A 14,693-nucleotide genomic window follows, 5' to 3' on the forward strand; every position below is an offset into this window, starting at 1 on the left:
CCTTTACTAACAAAATGTTGACATAATAGGCGAAGCTATATATTGCAAATACGTTTTTATACCATTATACTTTTGTCCGTATGATGATATGCTATAGTTTTGGAGAAGCGAAAGGTTGATTGTAATGAATATATGGTTAAGTATGTTAACGACGACAGGGCTCGGAGCAATTATTGGAGGGTTCACAAATCATTTAGCAATAAAAATGTTATTTCGTCCTCATCGCCCTATGTATATTGGGAAGTTTCAAGTGCCATTTACACCAGGATTAATTCCGAAGCGCCGTGATGAGCTTGCTGTTCAATTAGGGAAAATGGTTGTAGAGCATTTGTTAACGCCGGAAGGAATCGGAAAGAAGTTAACGAATGAAGAGTTTCAAAAAGGTTTAATCCACTGGGCACAAGTAGAAGTGGATAAAGTAATGACGAATGAACAATCACTGCGAAATATGTTAGAAAAATGGAACGTAGCGCATGTAGAAAAAGAAGTAACTGAGAAAATCGAACAGGTAATTACAGAAAAGATTCAGGCATTTTTAGAAGAGTACTATACATATACATGGGAACAAGCTTTACCTCATTATGTTCACGAGAAAATAGAGAGTGCGATTCCAAATGTTTCGGCATTTATTTTAGGGCGAGCAACTCAGTTTTTTGAGAGTGAAGAAGGTAAAGCACGTCTTTCAAAAATGATTGATGATTTCTTTGCTTCTAGGGGAACGCTACTTAACTTAGTCGGAATGTTTTTAGGGAATGTAAGTGTAGCGGATCGTGTGCAGCCTGAGGTTATTAAGTTTTTAGGGCAAGATGGCACAAAGAAGCTTTTAACTGAAGTACTGCAAAAAGAGTGGGAAAAGTTAAAAGGAAGAGATGTAAAAGAAGTAGAAACGTTTGTAGAAAAAGAAATGATTGTAAGCTCCATATTGTCTGCAGTTAAAGTGGAGGAAACAGTGAGTAAGTTTTTAAATCAATCTGTGCAGCAAGTATGTGAACCGGTTCGAGAAACAATGATAGAAAAGGTAGTCCCGAGTGCAGTAACGAAAGGCTTGAAGTGGGGAGCAAAAAACGTAGAAAGTATACTAAATAATCTCCACTTGGCGGAAATTGTCCAGCAAGAGGTATCTACATTTTCAACGGAGAGACTAGAAGATTTAGTGCTGTCCATTACAAAAAATGAACTAAAAATGATTACGTATTTAGGTGCCTTATTAGGCGGTATGATTGGAATTGTGCAAGGATTATTACTGTTGTTTCTTAAATAATAAGATATGTACATACAAATAAAAGTGAAATTTCTTCACATCTCTTGCATAGTTTGATATGGTAAGAAGAGGTGCGTATGTAAATGCACGTAAAAGGCAGTGCGTATGATAAGCGCTAGCCTTCTAAAGGAGGAAAAATAAAATGACAAAAAACATTCATGATGTAGCATATGAATTACAAAAAGCAATCGCTGAAAACGATGACTTCAAAACGTTAAAAGAGAGCTACGCAGCAGTTCAAGCTGATGCTGCTTCAAAGAACTTATTCGATGAGTTCCGTACAATGCAACTTAGCCTACAACAAAAAATGATGCAAGGCCAAGAAATCACTGAAGAAGACAACCAACAAGCACAAGAAGTTGTAGCTCGCATTCAACAAGATGCTAAAATCACAAAGTTAATGGAAACTGAGCAACGCCTAAACGTTGTAATCGGCGACGTTAACAAAATTATCATGAAGCCACTTGAAGAGTTATATAGCGCGCAACAACAAGCGTAATGAGAGAAGACGCCCCTTGGATGGGCGTCTTTTTTGTTTGTTATTTGTGGAAATACTCCGTCTCAATCTCCTTCTCCTTCAAAAACTTTTCAATTTCTTTTTGCTTCCTACCATTCACTTTCTCAAAGCGTTTTGTAAAAGAAAAATCAGTCTTGAACAAGTTGCCATCTTCAGCGAGTTTGTCTAATTCTTGCTCTAGTTCCACTGAAAGTGCCGTAGACGATGAAATATATTCATGAATTTCCTTCGAAGGCTGTTTGTAATCAGCAGGAATCGTATTGTTACTAATAAAATGATGGAAGTTCGCATCGTTTTGTTGAGCTAAATCTATTAGTTTTTGTAATTTCTCTCGGTCGGATTCAGTAACCTTCTCGTCAGACATGGCTGACGAAAGTGGAACGATGTTTTCGTATAACTCCCCGCTGTAATCTAAATAAGTTTTTATATTTTGTTTCATCTCGTCTTCATTAATCATTTCATTTTTCTTTGAGGAAGTGAATATCGTTTCTGGAATTTTAACTGTAACATCTTTAATAGATTGTACATCGTCTAATTTATTATATTGTGTATCATGTGAACAAGCTGGTAGCAATAAAATTGTAAGTGACATGAGTGGGTATAACATATACTTTTTCATCTTAATCTCCTTTTGCATTAGTGTCTTTGTAAAATAGCTATATTCCATTTCAAATACTTTACTAAAAGTGCATATAGATGTTTGATCATTTGATAACTTATGACGGATATGAGTAAACCGACGCAAAAAGCGATAAACACATTATAAACATCGGAGTAACTAATTTGATGAAACCCTTTAAAAAATCCTAACCCTATTAATAAAATAGGTGAAATGATTAATACTGGAGTAGCAATGATAAGTGCTAGAATAATCGGTAATAAAAAGAGTAGTACGAAAAAGGCGATAAAGATAAAGGCAAAGTTTAAAACACTTAAGCTCATAACAGAAAATAGTGCAGTTATCATATTTTTGAAGCTGCGTTTCTTGTCAGCATTGCTTATTGCATAGGAAACATTCAGTTCTTTCGCGATCGTTTTAGGGTTTCCTAGTTTTCTAGCAATTTCTTCTTCACATTTTCCGTCTTGTTTACCACTAATAAAATGAGTTTCGTACTCTAAAATAATATCTTTCTTTTCTTCATTAGGCATATTCCGCAGGGAAGAACTAAGTTGTTCTAAAAATTCACTTTTGTTCATAATAATCACTTTCCTTTATAGAATGATGAATGAAAGCTGAGAATCGTATCTTTTGAAAAGGGGGTTGCGAATTACAATTAATGGGTATTCCATTATTTACAAATATATCATTTAGTATTATTCTTTGCAAGGTACTGATATTTTTTTAATACTGTGATGAGGTGGAGGTTTTTTTAGCTTTTTTCGAGGAGATATAAAAATATTATTTTAAGATAAACAAAGGGTTGTAAGCGTATTCCTTATTGTTTGTCAAAATAATGTCAAATTCATATTGTTGGAAAAATAATGCATTTGTAATATAATGATAAATAATACTTCACCACATTAATTAACTAGGTGAAATTCAAAATCTTTATTACACAAATTATGAAACAAAGGAATGATTAGTTTGAGTACAGGTGTAAAAGCAAACGACGTGAAGACAAAAACAAAAGGAGCAGATCTTGTTGTTGATTGTTTAATTAAACAAGGTGTTACACATGTTTTCGGTATTCCAGGAGCAAAGATTGACTCTGTATTTGATGTACTGCAAGAAAGAGGACCAGAGTTAATTGTTTGTCGTCATGAACAAAATGCAGCATTTATGGCAGCTGCGATTGGTAGATTAACAGGAAAACCGGGCGTATGTCTTGTAACTTCAGGACCAGGGACATCAAATTTAGCGACAGGTCTTGTTACTGCGAATGCGGAGAGTGATCCCGTTGTTGCTTTAGCTGGTGCAGTTCCGCGTACAGATCGATTAAAACGTACGCACCAATCTATGGATAATGCTGCACTATTCGAACCAATCACAAAATATAGCGTAGAAGTAGAGCATCCTGATAATGTGCCAGAAGCATTATCAAATGCATTCCGAAGTGCGACTTCTACAAATCCAGGTGCTACTTTAGTCAGTCTGCCGCAAGACGTTATGACTGCGGAAACGACTGTAGAGTCTATCGGTGCGCTTTCTAAGCCACAGCTTGGAATCGCTCCCACACATGATATTACATACGTAGTAGAAAAAATAAAAGCAGCGAAATTACCGGTTATTTTACTCGGTATGAGAGCAAGCACAAATGAAGTGACGAAAGCCGTTCGTGAATTAATTGCGGATACAGAACTTCCTGTCGTTGAAACATATCAAGCAGCTGGTGCGATTTCACGTGAGTTAGAAGATCATTTCTTCGGCCGCGTTGGACTATTCCGTAACCAACCAGGTGATATTTTACTAGAAGAAGCAGACCTTGTTATTTCTATCGGTTATGACCCAATTGAGTATGATCCGAAATTCTGGAATAAACTTGGAGACAGAACGATTATTCATCTTGATGACCATCAAGCAGATATCGACCATGATTACCAACCAGAGCGTGAATTAATTGGTGATATCGCTTTAACTGTAAATAGCATCGCGGAGAAATTACCGAGACTTGTATTAAGTACGAAATCAGAAGCGGTGTTAGAACAATTACGCGAGAAATTATCAGAACAAGCAGAAATTCCAAATCGTCCTTCAGAAGGTGTTACGCATCCACTTCAAGTCATTCGTACACTTCGTTCTTTAATTAGTGACGACACAACCGTTACATGTGACATCGGTTCCCATTCTATTTGGATGGCGAGATGTTTCCGTTCTTATGAACCACGTAGATTATTATTTAGTAACGGTATGCAGACGTTAGGTGTTGCACTTCCTTGGGCAATTGCTGCTACTTTAGTAGAACCAGGTAAAAAAGTAGTTTCCGTATCAGGTGACGGTGGTTTCTTATTCTCAGCGATGGAGTTAGAAACAGCGGTACGTTTAAATTCTCCAATCGTCCATCTCGTTTGGAGAGACGGCACATATGATATGGTTGCATTCCAACAAATGATGAAATACGGCAGAACATCCGCTACAGAGTTTGGCGATGTTGATCTTGTGAAATATGCGGAAAGTTTCGGGGCGTTAGGTCTTCGTGTTAACACGCCTGATGAATTAGAAGGTGTATTAAAAGAAGCACTAGCAGCAGACGGCCCTGTCATTATTGATATTCCAATCGATTACCGTGATAACATTAAATTAAGCGAAAAATTATTACCAAACCAATTAAACTAATGGAGGCAGATTTGAGATGACGGTTGCGCAATTAATTGATATTGATGCAAAAAGAACGAAAATGAGTAACGAAGTATATCAAACATCTACAATGCTTGCGCTATTAGATGGTATATATGATGGTGTGATTAGCTTTGAGGAACTAAAAGAACATGGTGATTTCGGTATCGGCACATTTGATCAATTAGATGGTGAAATGATTGCGTTTGATAACGAATTTTATCATTTACGTTCAGACGGTTCAGCAGAAAAAGTAGAGCCAGAAGAAACAACACCGTTTGCGACTGTAACGTTTTTTGAAAAAGAAATGAGTTATACGATAGAGCGTCCGATGAATCGAGAAGAAGTGGAAGCATTATTACATGAATTAATGCCGAGTAAAAACTTATTTTACGGTATTCGAATGGATGGTATGTTCCGCGAAGTAAGAACGAGAACTGTTCCAAAACAAGAAAAACCGTATACACCGCTCGTTGAAGTGACGAAATCACAACCAATCTTCTCATTTGAAAATACAGAAGGTACGCTTGCTGGATTTTGGACGCCAGATTATGCGCAAGGTATTGGTGTAGCTGGATTCCATTTACATTACATTGATGATGAAAGAAGCGGAGGCGGACATGTTTTCGACTATGTTGTTGAAAACTGTACAATCCAAATTTGTCAAAAAGCTCATATGCATTTAGCACTTCCAGAAACAGCTGACTTTATGGCGGCTGAATTATCAAGAGAAAACTTAGAGGATAATATTGCGACTGCGGAAGGTGCGGAGTAAAAAGAGAAGCCGATTCGGCTTCTCTTTTATTTTGGGTTACTCCCGATATGTGGAACAATGCTCATCAGAAATAGAATAGTTCTCTTTACCAGTTAAGGCTGATACTTCTACTAATTGATGCCCAAGTCCATCCCATACGGTAACAGTATATAAGGAGGGCCATTTAATATTCCCACGAGCTAGTCGGAAAGAATAATAATCGTTGTCTGTTGTTACTAAAACTTTGTTATAAGTAATATTTTTCGTTTTTCTATTTTGCAAAATAAGAACAAAGTCTAGTTTATCTTCTTCTTTTGGAATTTGTAGTATTCTTGCTACAAACATTCCATTTAGATTTTTCTTCGTTTTATATACTTTTTCTAATTCTATTTTTAGTTCAGGTTTACCCCTCATAGTCTCTCCCTTTACATATGTTTATTTCTTTGAAACAAACCGATGTCCCTCATAATAAAAACGCCACGGATAATGTACAGCTTCTTCTGCATAGTCGATATTAATACGAGGACCTGCTGTTATTTTATATTGTGATGATATGTGTTCTTCTTCTCGGACGAGTTCAATATGTAATGTGTCACTTTGTAATGAGACGCCTCGTTCTTCTAAAGTAATTCCGAGTGCACGGCATAGTTTGCCAGGTCCGTTCGTTAAATTTTTATACTGCGCCTTTGTAATGTCGGTTTTGTTGTAGCGCGCTAGTTTTATTTCTTCAATCCCGTCTACCGGTTCCAGGGCTCGAATGAGCACTCCTTGTGGGGTACCAACTGGCGCTGTAATGACGTTAAAACAATGATACATACCATAAATTAAATATACGTAAGCATGTCCCGGTGCACCAAACATGACTTCTGTACGGTCCGTTCGTCTACCTCCGTAACTATGTGCTGCTTTATCATCGGGACCTTTGTATGCTTCTACTTCAACAATGATTCCACTTCGCTTTATTCCGTCTACAATATGAACAAGTTTCTGTCCGAGTAATTTTTTTGCGACTTCTAACGTATCGCCTTCATAAAAGGAAGGAGGTGCCTGCATTGTACTATCTCCTTTACTGAGTGTATATGTATATAGTAAACCAAATTTTCAGTAGAAATTCTAACTCGTTCTATTTGCTACATTTATTTCATAAATTATGGATAGAGTACAACAGCGAAGAGGGGGAGTGCGACATGATTTATCGCTTACTAGCTCTTAACATAGATGGGACACTACTATACAACAACGGAAAAATTGCAAAAGGGCTACGAGAAACAATTGACTTTGTGAAAAGAAAAGACGTATACGTTACATTATTTACGAGCCGGAATTTTCAGTCCGCTCATAAAGTAGCAAAGGCGTTAAAATTAGATTCTATATTAGTGACACATGGCGGTGCTTTCGTTTCAGCAACGTTAGATAAACCGTACGTTCAAAGAAGATTATCAGAAGAGAAGACGTTTAACATTGTGCAAGTGTTAGAGCACTTTGATTGTAACGTCCGCATTTCTCATGAACGGTTTTCAATCGGAAATCGTGAGAGAAATACACCAAACTTAATTGCGCGTACTGTGTTATCAAGTGCTGATCCGTTATTTTATCCAGTTCAATTTGTAGATTCGTTAGGTGATGCGCTTCGTGATCATCCAGTCGCGGCGCCAAAAATTGATGTTCTTTTCCAAACGAAAGGTGAAAAAGAAAGAGGACTGAATACATTAAGAAAAGCGTTTCAAGATGTAGAGTATGTTGAGTGTGATTCAAAACGAATAGAAATTTTGCCACAAAATGTATCAAAATTACGTGGATTACAATTGCTTGGAGAGCATTTAAATATTTCGCTAAACGAAATGGTTGCCATTGGAGATAGCATGGAAGATTTAGAGGTTATTGAAAATGTGGGTCTCGGGGTAGCGATGGGGAACGCGCCTGTAGAGGTAAAACAAGCGGCCGACTGGATTACACGTTCAAATAGTGAGAACGGCGTAGAGTATATGATTAAAGAGCATTTCCGTAAGCAATTCCCGCTTCCGTTTTTGAAGAATCATAAAAATACGCCGAAACGATAAAGGAAAAACGTAGCTTTTGGCTACGTTTTTTTGTTGAACGTATTAAAAGGAATGAAAACGTTTTAGATTGTGAATTGTGTATGAAATCTATACAATTCACTTGAATACTCTGTAAAACTATTGTAGAGTGAATGATGTTGCCAAAATAGTTACACCATGTGAAATATTCTCCAGGTTAATTTTGTTGAGCTCCATATGTAAAAAATACTTCCGCATGATAGTTTCGTTTACGTATTATTTCAAAAATGAATTGTAGTAATTTTATTAAGCAGTTGTAGAGTTTCTTGTTTTTATTTAAATGGATGATTTTAGGTGATTGTGAGTAAGGCTGGGTACATATGAAAGATGCTTTTTGTTTGGTTTTAGGAAGTTTAAAAGGGGGAATGAATTTCTTGAGGAAATCATTTAATCAAAAAATAAAAAAATTAAGTAGTAGTTTTATAGTTGTATTACTAGTATGTATGAATTTTTTAATCCATTTACCGTATAAAGCAGAAGCAGCTACAACAGAATTAAAAGGTTTAGGTGATGTATCTTATTACAATGCAATCATTTTTGGAGATCATAGTGCAACGAGTGCGGATATTGAGGGTGCGATGGCTGTTCAAAAAAATATGAATGCATCAAGTTATACAGTCGTAGCGGCTGCAACGGGAGCGAATAATTTAGCTGGAGCGACATGGGTAGATGAAGGATATCCGTCATTATTACTAGGTGGTCAATTTACGAAGGCGGGGACAGGACAAGTAATTATCCAAGATGGAACAGTGGCTATGACAAAAGATGGTGACCCAGAAGGTGCAATGAAATCATCATATGACCGTATCTCTTATAAAGAGCAAGCAGAGATTGATGCTAAGTTTAAAGAATTTAGAAAAGACGTTGATGGTGTAATTGAGGATGCGGGCCAATTACATACTGATAAACCAAAGTCGGGTATGACCTTTGGAATCGGTGAAGATGTAAATAATCCTAATATTTACGTTTCTTCAGGATTAGAAGGACAAGAACCATTCAATGTAAAGGATGTTTATCTTCCAAATGTAAGTAACAAAGATTTTATTGTTATTTATTCAGATGCAGAAGAAGTGAATTTTGGTGGCGGCGCAATCTTGTATGATACAACAGATAAGGGCGGGTTCACATTAGTTAATACATCTCAAGCATATGACCCTAATTCCTTTTTTACTGAGTTAGCTAGTAAAGTCATTTGGGTGTTCCCTAATGCTAAAAAGATAACAACTAAAGGATATGGTGTAGTAGGAAGTGTATTTGCGCCTAATGCAGTTGTAGAGACAAAGGGTGGATCTATTAACGGACAAGCCTTTGTTGGTGGATTACACCAAAGAGATGGATTTGAGGTTCATAATTTTAAATTTAACTGGCCAAAGTGGAAAAAGCCGGCAGCTGAAAAAGGAAATTTACAGATTAAAAAAGTTGATGAAAACGATGAAAACATTGTTTTAAAAGACGCAAAATTTGATGTTATAGACAAAGATAATAATGTTGTGGCTACTGTTACAACAAACGAAAAGGGTATTGCGGAAGTTAAAGATTTACCATTTGGTGATTATTTTGTAAAAGAAATTAGTGCACCAGAAGGATATATAAAAGTTGATACACCAAAAAAAGTAACAATTGATAATACAAACATAATTGAATTTGTTATGAAGAATACAAAAAAAGTAGAGACTGGCCAATTTAAATTATTGAAAAAAGATAGTGAATCTGGTCAACTTTTACCAGGTGCAAAATTTGATGTTATAGATAAAGATGGGAACGTTGTCGAAACAATTATTACAGATGGTAAAGGTGAAGCTTTATCAAAACAACTTCCAGTTGGAACATATACATTAAAAGAAGTTGAAGCACCAAAAGGTTACGAACTATCATCTAGTTTAGTTCATGTTGATGTAGCTGCTAATAAAACAGTTACTGTAGATGTGTTGAATAAAAAAATTGTTGAAAAAGCTACAGGTCAATTTGAAATCGTAAAAGTAGATGCAGAAGATAAAGCGAAAGTATTATCAGATGCAGAATTTGAAGTGTACAAAGATGGTAAAAAAGTAGAGACATTACGAACAGATAAAACAGGTAAAGTAATCTCTCAGAAATTAGAGCCAGGAAAGTACACATTAAAAGAAACGAAAGCACCACAAGGATATAAGTTGTTAAAAGAAGAAATTGAAGTCGTTGTGGAAGCAAACAAAGTAGTGCAAGTACAAGTAGAAAATGCAAAAGAACTAGGAAGCTTACAAGTAATCAAAAAGGATGCAGAGAGTGGAAAAGTTCTATCAGACGCAGAATTTAGACTAAAGAACGAAAATGGTCAAGTAGTTGGGGAAACGAAAACAACGAATAAAGACGGCGTTGTGAAATTCGAAAACTTAGTGCCAGGAAAATATACGTTAGAAGAAACGAAAGCGCCAGAAGGCTACAAAGCAGTCGAAGTAACAGTCGAAGTAAACGTAGTAGCGAATGAAGTAGTAAAACAAGAAGTTATGAACGAAAAGTTAACAGGTCAATTTGAAATCGTAAAAGTAGATGCAGAAGATAAAGCGAAAGTATTATCAGATGCAGAATTTGAAGTGTACAAAGATGGTAAAAAAGTAGAGACGTTACGAACAGATAAAACTGGTAAAGTAATCTCTCAGAAATTAGAACCAGGAACATACACATTAAAAGAAACGAAAGCACCGCAAGGATATAAGTTGTTAAAAGAAGAAATTGAAGTCGTTGTGGAAGCAAACAAAGTAGTAGAAGTACAAGTAGAAAACGCAAAAGAACTAGGAAGCTTACAAGTAATCAAAAAGGATGCAGAGAGTGGAAAGGTTCTAGAAGGTGCAGAATTTAAGCTAAAAAATGAAACTGGTCAAGTAGTTGGAGAAACGAAAACAACGAATAAAGACGGTGTTGTGAAATTCGAAAACTTAGTGCCAGGAAAGTATACGTTAGAAGAAACGAAAGCGCCAGAAGGTTATAAAGCAGTAGAAGTAACAGTCGAAGTAAACGTAGTAGCAAATGAAGTAGTAAAACAAGAAGTTATGAATGAAAAAGTAACAGGTCAATTTGAGATTATAAAAGTAGATGCGAATGATAAAGCGAAAGTATTATCAGATGCAGAATTTACAGTATATAAAGATGGTAAAAAGGTAGCGGAACTGAAAACAGATGAGAGTGGAAAAGTGATGTCACCAAAATTACCATTAGGTGAATATACAGTGAAAGAAACGAAAGCACCAGAAGGTTACAAGCTTTCAAATAAAGAATGGAAAGTAACAATACAAAACGAGAAAGAAGTAGTAAAAGTAGAGGCGGAAAACGAAAGAATCTTAGGTTCTCTACAAATTATTAAGACGGATGATAAAGATCAAGCGAAACGTTTATCGGGCGCAGAATTCACATTGAAAGATGCGCAAGGGAATGTTGTAAAAGAAGGAATTACAACAGATAAGTCTGGAATTGTTAAAGTAGATGGACTAGTGCCTGGTGAATATACGTTAGAAGAAACAAAAGCGCCAGAAGGTTATGAGTTAACAAAACAAGTAATTCATGTAACAGTTGACGGTGAAAAAATTGTTGATGTAAAAGTAACGAATAGTAAGAGTCTTGGTCAATTCGAAATCGTAAAAGTAGATGCAGAAGATAAAGCGAAAGTATTATCAGACGCAGAATTCGAAGTGTATAAAGATGGTAAAAAAGTAGAGACATTACGAACAGATAAAACAGGTAAAGTAATCTCTCAGAAATTAGAACCAGGAACATACACATTAAAAGAAACGAAAGCACCACAAGGGTATAAATTGCTGAAAGAAGAAATTGAAGTCGTTGTGGAAGCAAACAAAGTAGTGCAAGTACAAGTAGAAAATGCAAAAGAACTAGGAAGCTTACAAGTAATCAAAAAGGATGCAGAGAGCGGAAAAGTTCTAGAGGGTGCAGAATTTAAGCTGAAAAATGAAACTGGTCAAGTAGTTGGAGAAACGAAAACAACGAATAAAGACGGTGTTGTGAAATTCGAAAACTTAGTGCCAGGAAAGTATACGTTAGAAGAAACGAAAGCACCGGAAGGTTATAAAGCGTTAGAAGTGACGGTAGAAGTAAATGTTGTTGCAAATACAGTAATAAAGCAAGAAGTATTAAATGAAAAAGTGAAAGAAAAAATTAAAGGTCAAGTAGAAATTACAAAGGTAGATGCTACTGATACAAATAAAAAATTAGCAGGCGCAGTGTTTGAAATTTTGAAAGATGGAACAAAAATAGACACATTAACAACAGATAAAAATGGTAAAGCAACTTCGAAAGAACTAGAGCCAGGAGATTATATTTTAAAAGAAGTTCAAGCGCCAGAAGGTTATGAGTTATCTGATAAGGAAATTGAATTTACGATTTCTAATCAAAAAATTGAAGTAGTAAAACTTCAAATTACAAATGAAAAAGAAACAAGCAAAGGTCCAGAGAATCCAGGTGGAGAAACAGAAACACCAGGCGAAGAAACAGAGAAACCAGGTGAAGAAACAGAAAAGCCAGGTGAGGAAACAGAAAAGCCAGGCGAAGAGACAGGAACATCAGGTGAAGAAACAGAGAAGTCAGGTGAAGAGACAGGAACATCAGGTGAAGAAACAGAGAATCCAGGTGGAGAGACAGGAACACCAAGTGAAGGAATGGAAAACGTAGATAAAGAAAAACCTACCTTACCAGAAAAAGGACAAGGTGCGTCTCATGCACAACTTCCAGCTACAGGACATGATATGAATTATCTACCATTCATTGGTTTTGCTCTTGTTTTATTAGGAATACGTCTTAGATTTATGATTAAAAATAGTTAATAGTTTTATAAAAGGCATAAGAGAAATGTTATCTCTTATGCCTTTTAGTTTTGTTGTTTAAGCTTCAATAACCTTAAGCATTCGATTTAAAAATGCGGCTGCTTCAGCACGTGTTGCTGTGCCTTTTGGTACGAATTCATTTCGTTCGTTACCTTTTACGATTCCGTATGCGTAAACATTTTGTAATGCCTTTTTATCGTATGCTAAATCTTGGTCAGTGAATGGTAATTTCACTTCTTTTCTATAAATCCAGTTATATTCTAATGCACGGTCAATCATAATAACAGCTTCATCACGCTTTATTGTAGCGGTTGGATCAAATTTATTATTCCCACGGCCACTAATGATACCTGCGCTAGCAGCACGGTTAATTCCGTCTACTAAAGATGGGTGGGCTTCGTTTAAGTCTGTAAATTTAGCGTTTCCAGCAGGTAAATTTAAAGCTCGCGACATTAAATTTGCAAACTCAGCTCGTGTCACGAGGCGGTTTGGCCAGTAAGAACCATTGCCGTCACCGAACATGATTTTTCTAGCAGCTAATTGACGAATGTCTTGTTCATACCAACCACCTGTAATGTCGTCTTTTTCATGAGGGACTTCTGGCGGCGGCATAACATCTTTACGATGTTCATTATAGTAAGCGTTCGTGCCCTTTAAGAAAGCATCCCATTGTCCGCGCTGAATCATAAATGCAGGGCAGTTTTTTCCGCTCCAAAATTGATGCTTTTGAACGTGATCTAGAGATATGTTTAATTCATTCATTAAAAAAGCAGCTAACTTGCGCGCATTTTCTACCGCTTTCGTATAATTTCCATCACTATTCACAGCAATTTCAATTCCGATAGATTCATAGTTTCCAGTTTTATTTCCGGCATGCCACCCAACTTCATTTAGCGGAAGATGTTGATAAATTTCTTTGTCATCTACTGTAAAATGCCAAGACGCTGAACGATCAGTATTTCCGCGAGCTTGATTATCTAAGTACTTCGCATGGTTTAAAGCGTTCGCACCTTTACTTGTATTAGCAGTTTCATGAATTGTAATATATTTCGGTTCCATTGCGTAGCCAGGACGAATATTTTCATTCCCTTTTGGAACAATCATTTCTTTAAATGTAACACCATAAACGTTATTTGTAGGTAAATGAGATGGTGTTTTGAAGAAAGTTGCGCTTCTCTTTTCGACAGCACTTGTTTTTTCAAATAATGATGCTTTCGTACCGTCGAATGTAGCTGAAGGAGCATAAATCCATTTCTCAGTTCCGTTCATTTGAATGTTAAACCAATTCCCAGCTTGTTCAGTAGGAGTTACTGTTTGTGGCTGTAATTTCGTTTCTTCTTTAAACGATTGGAAAGGGAAGGAATATAATGATGCTTCTTCTGTTACAATTAGTTTTTGATTTGAGAGTTTATGAATCTCTTGTACTTCTAAACTATTATTTCCCTTATTAACCCAGCCAGCACCAGATGTAGTTTGTACGTAATAGGCATTGTTTTTTTTCTTTGTTGCCTTTACTACTGGTTCAGTAATTTCAATATTTGTTTTCGTTTTTAAGTCATTTGAATCGTATAGTGGAAGTTTTGTTGATAAGTGGAGAAGATATTCACCTGAGATTTCAAGGTCGTTTTCTTCGTCATGTCTATGCTGTTTTGCATGTTCTTCAATGCTTTTTAAAGCTTGCTCATCCGTAGACAATTCCGCAGTTTTCTCTATGCTTTCCGCGAATGAATGGGTAGGTGTTACAAATGTTTGTAATGCTAAAGATAGTGCTAAAATATTGTAAAACTTTTTTTTCATAGTTGTTTTAACACGTGATAGTCTTTATGTCGTGTTAAGAGTCCTCCTTTATATGTATTTAAATTAGTAGCAAGTACTAATACGTTCTAGATTGTAACAAGAGTATATTCTAATGTCTATACAACTAGAGAAAGTTCATTAAAAATCAATATTCAGTTTGTTTTAAATAGGATATGAAAATAAGGTAAAACCTTCTGTATTGAC

Annotated in this window: 11 protein-coding genes; 6 read left to right on the forward strand and 5 right to left on the reverse strand. The window is 36.0% G+C overall.

From position 1 onward, the window contains the following. The first annotated feature begins 124 nt into the window (after positions 1–124). Positions 125–1,261, forward strand: coding sequence for a DUF445 domain-containing protein (locus ACTFRN_RS11200; protein ID WP_139303016.1), 1,137 nt, complete (start codon positions 125–127; stop codon positions 1,259–1,261). A gap of 142 nt (positions 1,262–1,403) precedes the next feature. Further along, positions 1,404–1,760 (forward strand): YlbF/YmcA family competence regulator, encoded by a 357-nt coding sequence (locus tag ACTFRN_RS11205; RefSeq protein WP_000164605.1) that lies wholly within the window; start codon positions 1,404–1,406, stop codon positions 1,758–1,760. A 40-nt stretch (positions 1,761–1,800) separates the two neighbouring features. On the opposite strand, the gene ACTFRN_RS11210 is transcribed toward ACTFRN_RS11205, so the two are convergent. Together ACTFRN_RS11210 and ACTFRN_RS11215 are read right to left on the reverse strand one after the other, a co-directional pair. After that, positions 1,801–2,397, reverse strand: a complete 597-nt coding sequence (locus ACTFRN_RS11210; protein WP_074567642.1) for an NDxxF motif lipoprotein — start codon at positions 2,395–2,397, stop codon at positions 1,801–1,803. Positions 2,398–2,414: 17 nt separating this feature from the next. Continuing rightward, complete coding sequence (locus tag ACTFRN_RS11215; protein ID WP_001042962.1) at positions 2,415–2,975, reverse strand: DUF1700 domain-containing protein; 561 nt, start codon at positions 2,973–2,975, stop codon at positions 2,415–2,417. 388 nt (positions 2,976–3,363) lie between these two features. Here ACTFRN_RS11215 and alsS point away from each other — a divergent pair, with 388 nt between their 5' ends. Both alsS and alsD read left to right on the forward strand, forming a co-directional pair. Further along, positions 3,364–5,052, forward strand: a complete 1,689-nt coding sequence (gene alsS, locus ACTFRN_RS11220; protein WP_000103516.1) for an acetolactate synthase AlsS — start codon at positions 3,364–3,366, stop codon at positions 5,050–5,052. Between the two features lie 16 nt (positions 5,053–5,068). Next, positions 5,069–5,827 (forward strand): alpha-acetolactate decarboxylase, encoded by a 759-nt coding sequence (gene alsD, locus ACTFRN_RS11225; RefSeq protein WP_000215033.1) that lies wholly within the window; start codon positions 5,069–5,071, stop codon positions 5,825–5,827. Positions 5,828–5,863: 36 nt separating this feature from the next. Here alsD and ACTFRN_RS11230 read toward each other — a convergent pair whose 3' ends face one another. Together ACTFRN_RS11230 and ACTFRN_RS11235 are read right to left on the reverse strand one after the other, a co-directional pair. After that, entirely contained in the window at positions 5,864–6,220 is a 357-nt protein-coding gene (locus tag ACTFRN_RS11230) for a hypothetical protein (protein ID WP_074567643.1), read from the reverse strand. 21 nt (positions 6,221–6,241) lie between these two features. After that, entirely contained in the window at positions 6,242–6,859 is a 618-nt protein-coding gene (locus ACTFRN_RS11235) for a DNA-3-methyladenine glycosylase (RefSeq protein WP_001148790.1), read from the reverse strand. A gap of 134 nt (positions 6,860–6,993) precedes the next feature. On the opposite strand from ACTFRN_RS11235, the gene ACTFRN_RS11240 reads away from it, so the two are divergent. Continuing rightward, positions 6,994–7,866, forward strand: coding sequence for a Cof-type HAD-IIB family hydrolase (locus ACTFRN_RS11240; RefSeq protein WP_000640395.1), 873 nt, complete (start codon positions 6,994–6,996; stop codon positions 7,864–7,866). 392 nt (positions 7,867–8,258) lie between these two features. After that, positions 8,259–12,692, forward strand: a complete 4,434-nt coding sequence (locus tag ACTFRN_RS11245; RefSeq protein WP_176359599.1) for a SpaA isopeptide-forming pilin-related protein — start codon at positions 8,259–8,261, stop codon at positions 12,690–12,692. Positions 12,693–12,749: 57 nt separating this feature from the next. Here the strand turns inward: ACTFRN_RS11245 and ACTFRN_RS11250 are convergent, their stop codons facing one another. Beyond that, on the reverse strand, positions 12,750–14,489 hold the full coding sequence (locus ACTFRN_RS11250) for an S-layer homology domain-containing protein (RefSeq protein ID WP_000726519.1): 1,740 nt from the start codon (positions 14,487–14,489) through the stop codon (positions 12,750–12,752). Between the last annotated feature and the right edge of the window lie 204 nt (positions 14,490–14,693).

It is taken from the genome of Bacillus cereus group sp. MYBK245-2 (assembly GCF_051916145.1).
In the GTDB taxonomy this organism is placed as follows: domain Bacteria; phylum Bacillota; class Bacilli; order Bacillales; family Bacillaceae_G; genus Bacillus_A; species Bacillus_A pacificus.